The sequence below is a fragment of the Paenibacillus sp. USHLN196 genome (assembly GCF_037144955.1).
GTDB classification, from domain to species: Bacteria; Bacillota; Bacilli; order Paenibacillales; family Paenibacillaceae; genus Paenibacillus; species Paenibacillus xylanexedens_C.
In genome coordinates this window covers 80,184-96,659 of the sequence record NZ_JBBCYH010000005.1, presented here as the reverse complement: position 1 = coordinate 96,659, position 16,476 = coordinate 80,184, and the positions used below count along the sequence as shown (strand labels likewise).

Sequence of the window (16,476 nt, the reverse complement as noted above, 5' to 3'; positions counted from 1 at the left end):
AGGGAGCGTCCGGTTTAAAGAACCTTATGGCAGGATCTCCCCATGTAAAAATAAATAAGAAAAAACCCGATTCTAAATTTAATCAGGTAGTCGATTTATGTATTCTTTTAAATTTACAATCTAATGTTATAGGTGAGTGTACGCCCTTTATTTTCTTCAAGAATCATTACTTTAGCCCCAGCGTTTGATGTCTTTTTAAGCTTGAGAGAGTAATCATCAATACCTATAATAGAAGGGGATTGTACGTATTCAATATCTCTCATGCCACTCATACCAATAGTTTTCTCATGTGAGTGATGCAAATGCCCACTGAGCAAAAGATGAATTGGCTTGTTATATGTTAATGAATAATCTTTGATGCTATTTTCTAGGTTCTTTTCGTTCTCGCCATGAACCCCTAAAATTTTTGTACCAAGGATGTCTAGATACATGAATTCATTGCAGTTAGTTACTGAAACATTCTTATTATCCTTTAGATTTGCTGAAATCAACTTAGTAATCCACTTTTGAGCATTTTCATGTGGGAATTCATCTCTTTTGCCTGACAGGAGTCTAAGCTGATCGTGGTTTCCAAATATAGAGTAGTAGTCAACTAAGCAATACTTCGACAATTCGTTCAACCATTGACTCATAAATTCTGCGAAATGGATTGCTGAATCAGTGACTCCCATTTTGAGACTCATTAACTGACTCATTCGAAGAATACCGTCAACACTATCACCTAAATTGGGAAGGGTTACGTGGTTAATCTTTTGTTCATCGTTGATGGACACAAACTCTTCGAGCAATTTCCACATACGTTTCTCTAGAATCTCTGGGCTGTATTCGTTTAGAAGTTCACCTTCCCATCCAAACAGTTTGAATGATACGCCGTCATGCATGTCCGCAATAGGGAAGAGGAAGTCACGTTTTGCGTTATTCTTTTTGATATGAATATCTGGAATATGTATAGTGGGGCGATTATTTACTGCTTCTATAATCTTCTCGTCAAGCAAATCCGCTCTACCTTGCTCACGAATCATTTTGTTATACTCAATCTTTTCAGTTTGAAGCTTAACACGTTCTTTTTTTGATTCTAATGTAGCATCTCTAATTTCATCTACGACTTCATTATTTGCATATTTTTCAAGGATGATGGGTTTCCATTTGGAATATGAAGCATAGTCCTTGCGCCATCTTGACTCTGAAAACTCTTCACCCGATTCTTTGTTAAGTAAATCAGCAATTTGAATCCAGTTTAAGCCATATAGCTCCTGATTGTCTCCTAATCTAACTAGGTAGTCATTGATCCCTTCAGAGGTTTCTCTGAATAGTATATTTGGAGTCATTAACTCACTCCTTATTCTTCAACTACATGACTTGGATTAAAGTCGGAAGCTAGTGTGAAGGAAATTTGTTCGCCATCAAACTCCTGAAGCAAAGCTTTTACATCGAAAGTTTGAATCCCGTTTTTGTCTTCAGCAATAATTTGCATTTTATCCATATCAAACGTGCCAGTACGATTAACTGTTTTACTATCCTTGTTCTTTGCCATATTATATTGCCCCCAAATTATTTTATTTTAATAGAAAGAGGATAGGAGAGAGGAATTACCTCTCCCATCATATAAGTATATTTATGTATTATTTTATCGTTAAAAGTATATAAAATTACTCTTTTACAGCTTCTTTTAGGGCTTTTGCGGCTTTGAAGGCAGGTTTCTTGGAGGCAGGGATATATACACTCGCCTGTGCTTTTGCGGTCGCTTCATCTACGCCTTGTTCTTTTAGCTCTTTCAAGAGTTTCGGATTTACACCGTTACGTTCTTTTGTGTCGCGAACTTCAAAATTACCGAATCCAATGAGTTGAACCTTATCTCCATTTGCTAGAGTTTCAGTAATAGCTGCTAGAGTTTCGTTAATAACTTGTTCCGTATCTTTTTTAGTCAATCCTGTTTTTTCTGCTACTGCGTTTACCAATCCTGATTTATTCATTTAAATATCTCCCTTGTAATTGTTTTTTGGTGAAAGTATGCCAGTTAAAACTTCTATTACTTGTCATTAAGCTGCAATAGCATACCCTCCCTAAAACACCCATCTAAAATAGTCGTGTTTTTCAGCAAACCCTTATGTATCAAGGATTTGTCAGAAATAGTGGTTCTTTGATATGATTACACAAAAATAATTATATGATATTCTTCTTATTTCTTAAATTTTTCACATTTTCTCTAACTTTTTCTTTTCTCACATCCAAAGAGCATGAATCACAATACTTCCTAGAGTTTGTGCTCTTGTCTCGTACATTTGAAAAAACTGTATTGCATCTTTCACATGTTTTTATCCTAGACTCAAGATTTTTTTTAAGATTATCGACAATTATGTCTCCGAAACTAGACCAAAGAGTTGTTTTATATCCTGTGTTTGATCCACTATAGAGATATTCAATAATTACATCTGCAACGTAATATGGATCATTATGTATTTTCAAAAGCTCATTTCTTATATAAATATAGACAGGGAGGTGGTCGGAATTGTTAATGTCGCTACTTTTATTTCTAGAAGACAGCATCCACTTAGTATCATTTAACTCTTTATACTTATCTAGTATGGTGTAGTATAAATCATCCTTTGTTCTTTCTTGGTGTATCATGTTCTTATAGTCGAACTCATACTTGTCGGACACTGTTTTAAATCTAATACGGACATCTGGAAACATCCCTTTAAGTCTGTTAACTGTTGTAGTGTTAGTCCAAGGCTCAGTGGTTCGCTTAGATTTCTTGTTTTTTCTGTCCTGTGGTTTGAGTCTGTATTTTTCATAAGAAAAGAAGTGTGGCATTTTCATTTTATTGAATGGTTTAAATAATTGCTTGATATGCTTTGGTCGAACTGGCTTATAGTTTGTCTTAGCAGCGTCAATTTCAAAGTTATTTTCCATCGTTCTAATTTTAACAAGATCGATATCTACGGAATCGCTATTCCAGAGTTTCGTAATATCATTACTAATGATACCAATGTTGCCACTAAAGGCTCTTTTTAGATTCTGCTTTATGCTATTTCTGTTGATTTTTTCTGCTGGCGCTTTTTTCATGTCATAGTACAGAGGTACAACGTCTGCCATATTCCTTTCGGCAACACTTACTAATGTATTATCATTGCTTACTGTTACCTTATCACCATCACAATCAAACATTAGTATTTTACTGATGGGATCGTGAATAGAGGTGTGAACGCTTTTGCTAATGAACCATTCTTGAGTTTGATCATTTTTAACATTTAATCTAACAGCATGCTCCTTGTAAAGATGAGGGCTCCGCAAACAATCAACTTTCTCACCATTCTGAATTGCAACGCATGACACTTCTCCATTCTTCAAGATACCCATTGGATTGTTATTTCCCTCAAATAAATACTCACAAAAAGCATACAAGTCTGGAGCGATAAAAGTGTAACAACCATCGACCTTAACTTTTCCTGTATACACCTTCCTCATCAAACTAGCTTTTGCTTCCTTAAGTTTGTTTTTTACATGTGGGTCTAATAAAAGTTCAGGATATATGTATAATGATTGTTGTAAATTGTTTTTATCTTCAAACTTTCCCTTAGTTGCCCCCAATAAGTTGAGCATTTCCTCTGGATTGCTGACCGTTTCTTGAATTTCATTACGCGTAACTGATACTAATTTATCAAGTTCTTCTTCGGAGATAAGGGTCAGAGTTTGCAACATTTGATAGCAAAGTCGCGCTGAGCTTAATTCATCCTCTTCTGTATTGGTTAAGCTTGCATGACAATTGTGTTGCTTATATAGAGACTTATATTCATCCCAGCTTTGATAATACTTCCACATCTTAAATTGACTCTTGGTAAAAATAACCTCTATTTTTTCTTTAATTACATCGTGTTTCTTACCATAAATGTCTATCAAGAACCTATTCTTCTCATCGACGAATTTATTGAAGGGGAAAGGGACTAGCAATCCTTTAACCCATGGTAGGCGAACCATGAATGCTTTTTTACTTTTCTTCGGTAAAATCATTCCGCAACCATCGGTATGATTTATGGGTACATCCATTTTTCTGCGACTAACTGTGTAGGTGACATCATCTACATAATCAACTGTTGTATTGATCGAAGTTTCGAAATCATCTACAACAATTGAACGATCTATGTTGAATCCTTCCCATAAGTCAGTTGCGCTTGAGCATAGCGCTAAATATGCCAAGTATTTATTTATACTTACACCATATAGTCTTTTATCGTTCTTGCTAATATCGTAATGATTGTTAATTCTGTCCTCTGAGAGACCACACATCAGAGTTTGCTTAACCTCATCCCAAGTGTTTTTTTTCATAAATACGGTTTTTTTAGTTCTAATTTGTCCTGCTGAGGCTGTAAATGGTACATACTCTTCATCATTAAGAGTAAAGCCATTCTCAATGAGACTGTCAAAGATGCTGTAGTAGTGTGTCTCTACAATAATTACATCTTCGTATGTATTGTTTTCTTTAAGTCCCAGCGTTCTTGTGAGCGAGGACTCAAATAATGAGACTTTATTGGCTATGGATAAACTATTTGGATTAAGTTTACGTTTTAAATGTACATTAGAATCGATGATATTGCGAAAACTCTCATCAAGTTCTTTAACTTTCTCGGTTTCTTTTTTTAATTTTGCTTTGTTAATTTCTTTACGAAGTAAACCTTCCCTTTGTGTGAAGAAAGCACTTGTGTCAACACTGTATATGTAGACTTGCTTATCCAATGCCATTCAAACACCCTTTACTATGTATTTCAAAACCATAAAGTAGTGATACTCTTCTACATCAAATTTATTACCGTTAGCATCCACTAATTCATATTCATCTGGATATAAAAATTCAAAGCGACCAACAAAATTATCATCATGTGGAATCCAGTGTCCATCATCATCTATACTAAAACCTAAATCCCAAGCGACATTGGACTCGCTATCTATACAGCCGCAGTTACTGCCATACTCGTGACAATCGTCGAAACCTTGATTAATAACTCCGTGCAGTTCCTTACTAAAATCATTAATAAATTTTTTGATCTCTTTGTTGCTCATTTTGTCATGAAAGTATAAGGCTAGAACTTCGAAATATTTAATAGTTGTATTAAAAACTAAGTAATGCTTTTGTTCAATCAACTCATTTCTAAAACCGTGAACCCCTAAATGTTTAAATCTTGTGTTGATATACTTTTCAATATTCAATAGTTTCTTTCTCCTTACTAATAAAATGTTCTATGTATTATCTATGTGTATTTTTTTCAACCATAAGACTTCTTGATCTACTACCACTTCTATGTATTCGATACAATCATCAATTCCTTGTTTCATATACTCTGATACCATTCTTTCATCATAATAATCCCGGTCATCGCCGTATCCATCGTAGTATCGATCCTCCCACGTGATAGTTGAATGATTTCCCTGTTGTCCTTTTCTCATTAAATCTTCCCTTTCGGCTTAGTAGCCTTCGTTTATTCGGATTTGATGTCCGTAGATACAATATAAGTTTATATTTAAATATTGTCAAGTATTATCATTGTGTTTTAAATGCATATCATATATAATAAAATCAAGAGGTCGAAGGAGGAATGCTTTATGAAAAGCGAAGCCAATGTAATTCAGTTGTATAGTAGAAGAGTTTATGAAGACATTATGACTTTCATAGGCAAGTTCGAGAGCAAACACACGCAAAAAAATTATGAGAGGAGCATTCGAAATTTCTTTTTATGGTTGCATAATGTTAACAAAGATATAGAATATTTGAGCGTTGATGATTTAAAAGTAAGGAATGCGGATATGATTCGATATCAAAAGTATCTAAAAGATCATGAGGCCGAGTACACAAATATCACCATAAACAATTACATAGCTCCGATCCAAAGTTTATATGAGTTTCTGGAGATAAACGAATATCCCATCAACTCGAAGCATGTAAAAGTCGATATGCTTTCTGATGACTCAGAACACACTGGCCCACTATATCTAAATGAGGCAGAAGAAATGGCTAGAATTGTTCATGATGACAGAAAACAAGGACAAGAAAAATCTGCTCTCATTAGAACTGCTTACACTACTAGTTTTAGAAAAAGTTCGATTTTATCGCTAGAGTGGGATGACATAAAGAAGAATCCTAATGCAGAAAACTATTTAGTTACAACCATAGGGAAGGGGAATAAAAGACATACAATGCCGATATCGGTTGATCTGTACAACGAACTCTTGAAAATTAAAGACCAGAAATACTATCACAAATATAAGGACAACAAGATTTTTCATTTATCCAACAATACTATACAGACAATGATGAACAAGTTGAAAGAAAAAATGAATATCTCTTCTGATAGAAATGTCAAGTTTCACAGTTTCAGAAACGTGGCTGCGAGCTTTGGTACTTTAGAAGAGGCAAAGAAGCATCTTAATCATTCAAATATCTCTACGACTGAGACTTACTACCGCCATATAAACGAAGACTATTCAAACAGTATAAGTTTAAGAATCGAGGATAAAATTGATGACTCTGTTCTTGAGCAACTTACTAAGCAAGAACTCATTGATTTGATTATGAATCAAAATAATGGAACATTAGCGCAATTAAAAAGAGAGGCACAAGAGTACATTCAAAATAAAGGAGAGATGAATAATTGAGTATTGTTGAATTGAAGTTAACGCCAGAGAAAATGATGTTCCCCAGAAAAGAAGCAGATAACAAAAATGATTTCAGGATATACTCATGTAACACCAATAGCCCAAATGTGATTTTAAACTCATACGGGAATCTTAGTGTTAAAGGGATCATGCAACGACTAGAATTAGGTGTGGAGTATGAAGCTCAAATTGAGCTTGAAAAAGTTGATGCAAAATATGGAGCAAGTTATAACGTGTTATCGATATATCAGGATGTTCCTGAGACAATGGAGGGTCAGAAGGCGTTCCTAGCGACACTTATGACGGATCTACAGTTAAAGGAAGTATATAAAACCTATCCAAACGAGGATATTGTTAAGCTGATTGTAGATAATAAATTTGAATATGAGCAAGTTAAACAGTTTGGATCAAAGACATACAATAAGATAAGAGACAGAATTCTTGAGAATATAGCCTATAGAGATGTATTGAGCCGATTGGGGAAGTACGGTATAACATATGACATTATTTTAAAACTTGAGAGAACATTTGGGTCAAAGGAATTAGCTATCCAGAAAATTGAGGACAACCCATACGAGCTTACTCAATTATCTGGATTTGGATTTAAAAGAGCTGATAAGATAGCACAGTTAATGGGTTTCAAGAAAGACGATCCACATGAATAAAGTATGGGATAAGATTCACCATTGATGATAACCAACTACAAGGGCACACGTATATGTTAAAAGATGAGTTGCTGAGGAACGCTTCTGAGAAACTAGAACTTGCTGAAGTAATGATTGAGAATTTTCTATATGATACAGATGGATTAGTATTTGTAGATGACAAAGTTTCTCTTACTAGAACTTACAACGCTGAAAAATACATAGCAAAACGATTATTTGAAATGTTGGAAGGCGGAGTTTCACTAAACTTTGATCCTGATAAGTACATTCTGGAGATTGAAGAAACGTATAAAGAAGATATACCCAAAGGACTTACATATCAACAAAAGGATTTCTTTAGAAGTATTCAGAAATATTCAGTCAACTTACTTATTGGGTATGCCGGAACAGGGAAAAGTAAGCTTCAAAAGTTCCTTGTAGATTTACTAAATAAATTAGGACTCACATATGTATTACTATCCCCATCTGCAAAAGCAGCGAAAGTTACTCGTACCTACACAGGAGTAAATGCTCAAACTATACATAGAAGAATTGGTTTTGGTATGGATAAGGGAGAAGAGATGATGTTAGAAATCCATGAAGACTTTGTGATTATTGATGAATCCGGTATGACCGATGTATTTATACTATCATCATTACTCTCTAAGATTAAAAATCCGAATACAAGAATATTATTCGTTGGTGATGATTTTCAGTTATTATCTGTACAGGCAGGAAACTTTCTTCACGATGCTATTGAAAGCGGAGTAATTCCAATGACTAAATTGGACATCGTATTTAGGCAAGGGGATGGAGGTATCCTTGATGTTGCAACTAAAATAAGAGAGGGCAAGCAAATTGTAAATAATGATTTTGAAGGTAAGCACTTATTTGGAAACGACTTTTTACTGCACTGTGTTGATCAGGTACAGATTGAAAAGGGTTATAAACACTATTATAATTTGTTACTGAATACATATAAGCCTGAAGATATTATGGTGCTGTCTCCAACTAAGAAAGGGAAGTTGGGAACTGTAGAATTGAACAAATACATACAAGAGCAAGTTAATCCATTTGATTCAACAAAGAAACAACATGAATATGGATATGATGGTTTAATTAGAGTTGGAGACTACATCCTTAATACGGTTAACATGTACCAGATAGCGAACATGTCTGAAGAAGGAACAGATATAGTAAATGGAGATTCAGGTAAAGTAATCGATATAAAGCTGGAAGATGATAAAAAGAATAGTGACGATGAATTAGCGGAGAGTGAAAGAAAAGGAATTATTATTCAATTTGACGATCAATTGGTCAGATTAGACATTAATTTAGCAGCTCAATTATTATCTGCTTGGGCATTGACCATACATAAGAGCCAGGGAAGCTCCAGTGAAGCAACATTAATTGTAGTTGATAGATCTAATAAATTTCAGATTAGTGCCAACTTAGTTTATACAGCAATAACTCGAAGTGTTTCGAAGTGTATTTTTCTAACTCAAGCAGAGACACTAAACTTTGCCATTAGAAAAGTAGAAAGCAAGAGAAGAAATACACATTTGTGTAGACTGTTACAAGAAAATAATTAAATAAGTGAATCGAAGGTCTATTGGATGAATTGTCCAGTAGGCTTTTTTTGTTTTACGATTAAAGGGTAATCGTGAATTGAGTCGCTGTAGCGTAAAACACAGATACACCAAGGGAAAATGAGAGAAATTGTGTTAGGGGGTATGTTGATCAGTGATGTGTATCGCAAAAACCTATACGTATCAAGGGAAACAGGGTGAAAAAGGACAGAATATGAGATGATATGCGATGGTTACAGCAATGTAATAAATTTATAAAGGTAGATGGGAGTAAGAGAAATTAGAATAGTTGCGATTGAGATTGTGATTGATATTTGGTGAAAATAGAGTGAATAGTTACAAAGATATTACAATATATTGGTAATAATATGGGAGGGATGAATATTAAATCAGGGTGTGGAAGTGGAAGTGCTAGGCCACTATTTTCCAATTATGACTCGATTTTGGATTTAAAATAGCCCCCCATACCCTTGCTATCAGGTATATAAGATACATTGTATTACTGATAGACACACTCACCAACACAACTTGAACTGATCCAGTATGCTGCCTAATTGTCAATGTAATTTTCAAAAAAATATTCGAAAACTCAAAAAAATTCAAAGTTTCCATTTCGGAATCATTATACCCTATGGGGGTATCCAAATCGCTGGGTAACAGTGTTTGCATAAATCATGACTTATTATAACTATAACTATTGTATTAACTATCTCCACTATCACTATAACTCTATCCACTCATCTCATCACTCTCACCTTAATCTATCTCTCTCATCACTACTTTCCACGTATCACCTACATATCTTCCTACTCATCACATATGCTCATCTATCTATCTGCCATTAGTCTTACTTATCGTATGTATAATCTCATCCAAATTTAATCTTAGCAATCCCTAAACCGAATCTCGAATCCAACTTTCCATTTCCAATTTTACTTTTCACTTGTCCACTTCATAATCTCAATCTAAAAATACAAAGATAATACTTTCAATTTATATATTTTAATGGTATAATTAGATTATCAAATAAGCAATCCACTATAGGGGGTGAACATCATGATACATGAACCATTATCAACTGATACATTACTAACACTTATACCACAACTAGCATCACAGAGACATATCATATTATCATCACATGCTGAACAACGACTATCTCAGCCAGATAGAAATTTTACTTTTGAACGTTTACTGTTCATCCTAAAGCATCCAAAGACTATAACACATGAATGGGATGAAGGTAGACAAGCATATAAGTATAAGGTTCAAGGGTTCAATAAGCGTCATGCAATTGTTAGTCTTATCATAAGCAATACATATATCAAGGTAGTCACGGTGTTCTAACTGTGGCTACTGGCTTCATCTATATCAACAATCCAAATTACAATTACATATGAATGGGGTATAATACGTATGATTACACTTGGCAATGTAGTAGCCAATACAATTAATAAGGAGGAGTTACATATGAACAGCTTTGATAACTTGTACAACAAAGACAAGCAGCTTAAACAAACTATCATCAGTGATGTCATTACACCTAACAATACTGAAGCATACAATAATGTAGTAGGATATACAGTTGATGATTTACTGGGTGTAATGGAAGCATATAAACATGGATCTATTTCAAATGAGGATTTAGCACAGGAGCAAATTAGAATATTTCTAGAAGAGTACACTGTTAAGTTGTTAAGCATAGTCAAAGGGGAATAGTCTTTTCCCTTGTCATTTAACACAATAATAACATATTACATATTCATTAAAGGATGTACGCTTCCACTCTAGCAATAGAGTTTTATATATATGATTCATATCACTTATCACAGAAGGGAGGGCCAAAGTTATTGCTCGCAAAAAGAGACTCACAGTAACAGACATCATAGGCAATGAAGTTGAACAATGGCAGCAAGGTGAGATTATCACGATTGAAGCTGGTACAGGTGTAGGTAAGTCATACTTCATCAAGAACACTCTATATGAGAAGGCTAAACGTGAAGGAACCAAGATATTATTCTTACTTAACCGAACACGACTAAGTGAACAATTTCAACGAGAGATTGAACAAGATAATAAAGGAGATACGATTGATATCTTTCTTTATCAAACTATTGAGAGTGCTTTACGCAAGAAGAGTAGGGTGTTCAGTAACAAGTATCAATATATTGTGTCTGATGAGTTTCATTATTTCTTAACGGAGTCAAAGTTTAATTTTAATACTGAAGACTCGTTCAATATGATTTTGGCTGATACCAACAAAACAAAAATCTTTATGTCAGCTACAGCAGATTCTTCTATTGAGTACTTCAAACATAAGGGTATCCAATACAGAAGTTACAATGTTCCTCACGATTATAGTCATATTAAAGAATTAATTTTCTATAGAAGCGATAAGGTGTTGGAAAAGTTTCTACATACGATTCCTAAGAATCAGAAGGTGATATGCTTTACTAAGTCAGCAACAAGAGCAGCAGATTTACATTTGTTGTTTAAGGATTCGCTCTTTGTTTGTGCTGAGAAAACAGTATCTGGTGTAGGGAAGAAAATAGACAAAGAAAAAATCAGTCACATGCTTGTTAATGAAATGTTTGAAGAGAAATTCTTATTTACTACATCCACACTGGATAATGGTATTAACCTCAAAGACAGACATATCAAATATGTTATTGCTGATATTGAAGATGTGGATACTCTAATCCAATGTTTAGGCAGAAAGCGTATTGTAGATGGTCGAGATAAGGTTACTATCATAATCAAAGACATGTCTAACAAGATGATGAATAAGAAAATGGTTCAATGTGAACGTACTATTGTTCCAGCGAAATATTTACTTGAAACTGGATCTGCTGAGTATATTAAAAAGTATCGCAGAAGTAACAATCCTCTTATCTACGACAAAGCAGCTAAAAATGTGGTTGGATATGAGAAGGTAGTAAACGAAATAAGATACTTTAAAGAATGCTATGATCAAAATTTATACAATAACTTACTTAACAAAGAGGAAGGATATATTAACTATATGAAAGATAAGCTAGGACAATTGAATCACAGTGTATTGGATGATACAGTTAATAAGGCTACAATATCAGATTATCTGGATTGTATTGTAGGAAAGCGCTTATACAAGGACGATCAGGCTGAATTAATCAAAAGAATTGATTTAAGAGATGGACGTGGCAGATTACAGAAGGATTGCGATCAGTTAAACATGTACTTCTTGAAGAATGATTTACCTTATAGTTTAAATAATAATGACAGAACGAACAAAGACAGAAGACGGAAATTGGAGGACGGTCAAATCAATCCAAATTACAACAAGAGATGCTGGATTTTGGCTAAATATCAGGCTTTTGACGTGTAGCTTGCGTCCAAATCGTGGAATAATCCTTTATATAAGGGTTTTTAATAGGTAATAACATGCTTGAAACCGTTGATACATAAGGGTTTTTGAATTTTTTTGCGTCCAAAACGTGGAAAATGAAAGTACATAATTGATTATTTTTGATGTAGTAAAACTTAAAAAATCGTTGATACATAAGGAAAATGGAATTAATCATATTGAATCTCATCTTACACTTAATAATAGGTGGCGAGATCCATTCCGTTTCACTCCATGGCTGTCGCTTCACCTTCATCCACAACAAAGACCGTTGTGTCTGTCATTTGATCTACTAATTCCCTGTAACTCAATTCTAATCTATAACTCATTTAGGTCACCCATAAAAAAGGTGGCTTATTTGGGTTAAAACACTAAGATAATACTGTACAATTGTATAATTGTGATGTATAATAGGTATATAAGGTAAAGGAAAACGAAACAAGGAGTTGAAACCAAATGAGTCAGACTAAACTGGCAATTATGAAATCACAATGGACACGTAAGCAAGCGTTGAAAAGTAAAACAATCGTAGGAGCACTAATCCTTCGTTAATATATTATACACAAAAATAATAAATTATAAGGTGGTAATTATAATGGTTGATAATATGAATAAAGAAGAATTGGAAATAGCTATCTTGGAGAACGATATTGTTGATGTGATGGATTTACCTGATGACATTAGTGTAGAGGAGCTTCGTGCAATTGTGAGAGAGTGGATACTAAATGGAGACGAAACTCATGAGAGCTGCAAATAAGATTAAAATAAGAGTCCATGAAAGTGGCCTTTCACATAGATAATGAACTTGAATAAAGGAGGAAATCACTTGTTAAGAATCTATTACATACATCCAGTACATAAAACTAATCCATATGCAGCGTTTAAGCAGCCAGAGCAAAGAGTAAACTCACAAAATCAGACTAAACGTTCATCGGTAGGGTTATCCTTCAGCCAGCATCTCGAACTGATAAATTCATTTAATAAATAGACTAAAATAATATGAGAATGGATGTGTGTTGAATGAAAAAGTATACTGTAACGCTAATGGTGTTTGTATTGTCGTTGATGATGTCCGGTGTGAGTATGGCAAATGGGGTCAACCAAGAGGCTAAGCAAGCGACTATGAAGGTCGAGAAGGTGTATTACATGAAAGGTAGCGGTTATTATGTGGCTCACACCACCAAGGATCAGGATGGTCGTTTCTGGGTGTTGCAAGTGACCGATATTGCTACAACTAAAGAGGACAAGTCGTTTACCAATGTATTGCGTAAACAGTATCAAGGTAAGCAGGTTATTGTTACTTATGTCGAACCCATTGATGTAGATGAAGAGGTTGAAATTTGGAGTGTTAAAGTTAAATAGATTGTGATGAGGGATTCCACTTAGGAATCTCTTTTAATATACAAAGATAATACTAGACAATAGTTCTTTTAGGTGTTATAATTGCATTATCAAGTAGAAGATAATAGATAAACAACGAATTGGAAAAAGAACATTGTATTGTAACGATTTAAAATACTCATTTTATCAAAACACTCTGGAAAGGATGAGAGTTAATGACAGCACTAACAAAAGCACAATCTACATTTGTTCAGAGAATGAATGAGGTTGAAAAAAATCATAAAGAATCTGTGTATTATAGATTAATTCCCAAGACAAGAAAAATACATGCGTTAGTCGCAAGTAAAAGCGAGGGCGAAACTCTTGATGTCTTACGTGAAATAGGTTCTCATAAAGTTTGTATGGACTTGCTTGAGAAAGGGATTTTAAAAAAGGGCGATATACCATACACTCTTGTTTCCAATCTCTAAAACACTAAGTAAAAGAGTGAATTCATTCAAAAATATGATTACTTGGAGGATCAATTATGAGAATAGATATACTCTATGGAGTGGTTGTAGTATCTGAAGACGGTGGACAAAACATGAATAGTTTCTTGAAAGAAGAAAGTGCCACTTCTAATGCAGATGAAGTAATAGAAGCAATAAAAAAGGTGAAGAAGAAAAATATGAAAGTCTACTTATCTCAATTGGAGTATGATTCATACAATAACCGTCTGCTAACAACCAATCTCATCGATGAATATTCAGAATTATTGTTCCAAAGCTAAGATTGGAATCCAGATGAAATTCTTGTTTCACTTAGATGTAACCGTATGAATATTCACACTCACAAGTATAACCCTCGTAATTAATGATAGATTCATACATAAAAATGCATAACTATAATTAATGGGTGAAGGGTGGAGAGTTTAGTGCCTATAGTGTACTTAAAAGAAGACAATTCAATCTATACTGGACAATATGAGGAGCGAAATGGATTAGGAAAATGTTACATTTGCAATCAACTTTCCGCAATTTCGTATGTGGTGAATAGTAAAGAACAAGTCATAGAAGAAAGTAAAGAGTGTTATTCTTGCAAAGAAGAGTTTGAATAAAATGCTTATTTTGTTCTAATAATACAAAGATAATACTTGATTATATTTATATTTATTGTTATAATGAATATAACAAATAAAACAAAGAGAGGAACAATTAAAATGACAAGATTTGAAGAACTGAAAGCAGAATGGGAAGTACTTACACCAATATTAGAGGGACTTGATGCAGTAGATGATTACATCAATGTAGATGCAAAATCTTTTACTTTAGACAAGAATGGGAACAAAGAATACCATGTTGCAGCGTTTAATGAGTCTCGTGATGAGGAAGTAGAATTGCTTCTTACTCACTATGTAGATAAAGGTGTTGTATTAGTGGAACAGGATCACGGACACGGTATGATGACTGTAGGACAGTACGAAGTTTAATTTTATACACTTATATAATATATGGAGATGGTTAATTATAAAAGTTTTGAGTCTATTTGATGGGATGAGTTGTGGACAGATCGCATTAAACAAATTGGGAATCCAAGTAGAGAAGTACTATGCAAGTGAAATAAACGTACACAGTATTAAAATCACAAATAAGAACTTTCCTAAAACAATACAATTGGGGAACGTAGAGCATCTAAGAGAAGTGGAATTAAGGGAGTTAGGAAAAATAGATTTGTTGGTCGGCGGCAGCCCTTGTCAAAATCTCTCGATTATCAACATAGACCGATCAGAGCACAGTCAAGGATTAGATGGTGAAAAATCGAAATTATTTTATGAATATGTACGAGCCCTACAAATAGTAAAACCTAAATATTTTATTCTTGAAAATGTAGAGAGTATGTCCAATGAGGACAGAGATGTAATATCGAAAGTGCTAGATGTAGAACCTATAATGATCGATAGTGCACTGGTCAGTGCTCAAGATCGAAAAAGATACTATTGGACAAACATTGAAGGCGTAGAGCAGCCCAAAGATAAAAGACTAGTCTTAAGAGATATTATGGAAGAAAAAGTGGACAGCAAGTATTATTACGAACGTACTTATGATCCATTAGACTTGTCAAAGAAAATAGTTACTAGGCTCCATTTGAATACGCATGACTTACTAAAGAGAGTTTATAACGAAAATAATAAATGTGCCACCTTAACAGCTTGTAGGGGCGGATATAAACAAAAGAAAGTATACATAGAAAATGAAAATAAAATAAGACGGTTAACCCCGTTAGAGTACGAGAGACTTCAAACAGTACCGGAAGGATACACCGAAGGAGTAGCAGAAGGACATAGATATAATATGCTTGGCGATGGTTGGACAGTAGATGTTATTGCTCACATACTAAGTTTTATGAAGTAAAATACATAGATTGATATAATAGATGAGAGGGAGAATATAACATGAAAACGCTCAATAACTGGATGACTGATGTCCCAAATGAAGTATTTTCTAGATGGGATGGAGATACCGAAAATAAGACGTTAGAAGAAGCAATTGAAGATTCATTTTATGTTCTCTCTGTCATCAATGACGGTGGGAGCTATTATGAAGAAGAAGATCCTGATGAATTAAAAACGATGAGAAGACAAATTGAGCGATTCATTAAAAAATATAACTAAAGCGGAGGATGAATTATGAGATATTCAGAGCGTACTTATGAAGCTGTAAAAGAGATTCTTGGACTTTCTGAAGTAGAAATCGACAACCTTTCAGAGGATGAAGTATTCGAACTTGCAGTAAAATGGGAATTTGGAACAAGCTCCTCGACAAGAGTTATAAAAAAAATTGTCAAAGACGTTTATAAAATTAATTTAGAAGAAGTGAGGTGATTTTTTTTAATC

At 34.1% G+C, this 16,476-nt stretch carries 19 protein-coding genes; 13 read left to right on the top strand and 6 right to left on the bottom strand.

The annotated features are described in order from the left end of the window. Positions 1-113 precede the first annotated feature (113 nt). From WFI24_RS13740 to WFI24_RS13715, 6 genes are all read right to left on the bottom strand, one after another. Positions 114-1,328, bottom strand: a complete 1,215-nt coding sequence (locus tag WFI24_RS13740; protein WP_336761576.1) for a metallophosphoesterase — start codon at positions 1,326-1,328, stop codon at positions 114-116. Positions 1,329-1,339: 11 nt separating this feature from the next. After that, complete coding sequence (locus WFI24_RS13735) at positions 1,340-1,534, bottom strand: YonK family protein (RefSeq protein WP_336761574.1); 195 nt, start codon at positions 1,532-1,534, stop codon at positions 1,340-1,342. Between the two features lie 115 nt (positions 1,535-1,649). Further along, a complete protein-coding gene (locus WFI24_RS13730) occupies positions 1,650-1,973 on the bottom strand; it encodes an HU family DNA-binding protein (RefSeq protein ID WP_336761573.1) in 324 nt (107 codons plus the stop codon). Between the two features lie 190 nt (positions 1,974-2,163). Continuing rightward, positions 2,164-4,740, bottom strand: coding sequence for an RNA dependent RNA polymerase (locus WFI24_RS13725; protein WP_336761571.1), 2,577 nt, complete (start codon positions 4,738-4,740; stop codon positions 2,164-2,166). After that, positions 4,741-5,205: a hypothetical protein gene (locus WFI24_RS13720; RefSeq protein ID WP_336761569.1), complete on the bottom strand. Its 465-nt coding sequence runs from the start codon at positions 5,203-5,205 to the stop codon at positions 4,741-4,743. A gap of 30 nt (positions 5,206-5,235) precedes the next feature. After that, positions 5,236-5,442 carry a hypothetical protein gene (locus tag WFI24_RS13715; protein ID WP_336761567.1) on the bottom strand — a complete coding sequence of 69 codons (207 nt, stop codon included), beginning with the start codon at positions 5,440-5,442 and terminating at the stop codon, positions 5,236-5,238. Between the two features lie 156 nt (positions 5,443-5,598). Here WFI24_RS13715 and WFI24_RS13710 point away from each other — a divergent pair, with 156 nt between their 5' ends. From WFI24_RS13710 to WFI24_RS13650, 13 genes are all read left to right on the top strand, one after another. Then, entirely contained in the window at positions 5,599-6,648 is a 1,050-nt protein-coding gene (locus WFI24_RS13710) for a tyrosine-type recombinase/integrase (RefSeq protein ID WP_336761565.1), read from the top strand. After that, positions 6,645-7,313: a helix-hairpin-helix domain-containing protein gene (locus WFI24_RS13705; protein WP_336761564.1), complete on the top strand. Its 669-nt coding sequence runs from the start codon at positions 6,645-6,647 to the stop codon at positions 7,311-7,313. The genes WFI24_RS13710 and WFI24_RS13705 overlap by 4 nt, the downstream gene beginning before the upstream one ends. Positions 7,314-7,366: 53 nt before the next feature. Beyond that, a complete protein-coding gene (locus WFI24_RS13700; RefSeq protein ID WP_336761562.1) occupies positions 7,367-8,884 on the top strand; it encodes an ATP-dependent DNA helicase in 1,518 nt (505 codons plus the stop codon). A gap of 1,467 nt (positions 8,885-10,351) precedes the next feature. After that, positions 10,352-10,600: a hypothetical protein gene (locus tag WFI24_RS13695; RefSeq protein WP_336761560.1), complete on the top strand. Its 249-nt coding sequence runs from the start codon at positions 10,352-10,354 to the stop codon at positions 10,598-10,600. A gap of 97 nt (positions 10,601-10,697) precedes the next feature. Continuing rightward, positions 10,698-12,245, top strand: coding sequence for a DEAD/DEAH box helicase family protein (locus tag WFI24_RS13690; RefSeq protein WP_336762237.1), 1,548 nt, complete (start codon positions 10,698-10,700; stop codon positions 12,243-12,245). A gap of 613 nt (positions 12,246-12,858) precedes the next feature. Continuing rightward, positions 12,859-13,020, top strand: a complete 162-nt coding sequence (locus WFI24_RS13685; protein ID WP_336761558.1) for a hypothetical protein — start codon at positions 12,859-12,861, stop codon at positions 13,018-13,020. 263 nt (positions 13,021-13,283) lie between these two features. Then, on the top strand, positions 13,284-13,625 hold the full coding sequence (locus tag WFI24_RS13680) for a hypothetical protein (protein WP_336761556.1): 342 nt from the start codon (positions 13,284-13,286) through the stop codon (positions 13,623-13,625). Between the two features lie 194 nt (positions 13,626-13,819). Beyond that, complete coding sequence (locus WFI24_RS13675; protein WP_336761555.1) at positions 13,820-14,074, top strand: hypothetical protein; 255 nt, start codon at positions 13,820-13,822, stop codon at positions 14,072-14,074. A gap of 56 nt (positions 14,075-14,130) precedes the next feature. Beyond that, positions 14,131-14,373, top strand: coding sequence for a hypothetical protein (locus tag WFI24_RS13670; RefSeq protein ID WP_336761554.1), 243 nt, complete (start codon positions 14,131-14,133; stop codon positions 14,371-14,373). Positions 14,374-14,802: 429 nt separating this feature from the next. Continuing rightward, the gene (locus WFI24_RS13665; RefSeq protein ID WP_336761553.1) at positions 14,803-15,072 is read left to right on the top strand and encodes a hypothetical protein; all 270 of its coding nucleotides are present in this window, start codon (positions 14,803-14,805) and stop codon (positions 15,070-15,072) included. Between the two features lie 46 nt (positions 15,073-15,118). Then, positions 15,119-15,994 (top strand): DNA (cytosine-5-)-methyltransferase, encoded by an 876-nt coding sequence (dcm, locus tag WFI24_RS13660; protein ID WP_336761551.1) that lies wholly within the window; start codon positions 15,119-15,121, stop codon positions 15,992-15,994. A gap of 41 nt (positions 15,995-16,035) precedes the next feature. Then, positions 16,036-16,254: a hypothetical protein gene (locus tag WFI24_RS13655; RefSeq protein ID WP_336761549.1), complete on the top strand. Its 219-nt coding sequence runs from the start codon at positions 16,036-16,038 to the stop codon at positions 16,252-16,254. A 15-nt stretch (positions 16,255-16,269) separates the two neighbouring features. Further along, a complete protein-coding gene (locus tag WFI24_RS13650) occupies positions 16,270-16,464 on the top strand; it encodes a hypothetical protein (RefSeq protein ID WP_336761547.1) in 195 nt (64 codons plus the stop codon). The last annotated feature ends 12 nt before the right edge of the window (positions 16,465-16,476 follow it).

Bases quoted from the DNA above. Each gene is read 5' to 3' on its own strand.
- WFI24_RS13740 (WP_336761576.1), bottom strand. From the start codon at position 1,328: ATGACTCCAAATATACTATTCAGAGAAACCTCTGAAGGGATCAATGAC.
- WFI24_RS13735 (WP_336761574.1), bottom strand. From the start codon at position 1,534: ATGGCAAAGAACAAGGATAGTAAAACAGTTAATCGTACTGGCACGTTT.
- WFI24_RS13730 (WP_336761573.1), bottom strand. From the start codon at position 1,973: ATGAATAAATCAGGATTGGTAAACGCAGTAGCAGAAAAAACAGGATTG.
- WFI24_RS13725 (WP_336761571.1), bottom strand. From the start codon at position 4,740: ATGGCATTGGATAAGCAAGTCTACATATACAGTGTTGACACAAGTGCT.
- WFI24_RS13715 (WP_336761567.1), bottom strand. From the start codon at position 5,442: ATGAGAAAAGGACAACAGGGAAATCATTCAACTATCACGTGGGAGGAT.
- WFI24_RS13710 (WP_336761565.1), top strand. From the start codon at position 5,599: ATGAAAAGCGAAGCCAATGTAATTCAGTTGTATAGTAGAAGAGTTTAT.
- WFI24_RS13700 (WP_336761562.1), top strand. From the start codon at position 7,367: ATGTTAAAAGATGAGTTGCTGAGGAACGCTTCTGAGAAACTAGAACTT.
- WFI24_RS13695 (WP_336761560.1), top strand. From the start codon at position 10,352: ATGAACAGCTTTGATAACTTGTACAACAAAGACAAGCAGCTTAAACAA.
- WFI24_RS13685 (WP_336761558.1), top strand. From the start codon at position 12,859: ATGGTTGATAATATGAATAAAGAAGAATTGGAAATAGCTATCTTGGAG.
- WFI24_RS13680 (WP_336761556.1), top strand. From the start codon at position 13,284: ATGAAAAAGTATACTGTAACGCTAATGGTGTTTGTATTGTCGTTGATG.
- WFI24_RS13675 (WP_336761555.1), top strand. From the start codon at position 13,820: ATGACAGCACTAACAAAAGCACAATCTACATTTGTTCAGAGAATGAAT.
- WFI24_RS13670 (WP_336761554.1), top strand. From the start codon at position 14,131: ATGAGAATAGATATACTCTATGGAGTGGTTGTAGTATCTGAAGACGGT.
- WFI24_RS13665 (WP_336761553.1), top strand. From the start codon at position 14,803: ATGACAAGATTTGAAGAACTGAAAGCAGAATGGGAAGTACTTACACCA.
- WFI24_RS13655 (WP_336761549.1), top strand. From the start codon at position 16,036: ATGAAAACGCTCAATAACTGGATGACTGATGTCCCAAATGAAGTATTT.
- WFI24_RS13650 (WP_336761547.1), top strand. From the start codon at position 16,270: ATGAGATATTCAGAGCGTACTTATGAAGCTGTAAAAGAGATTCTTGGA.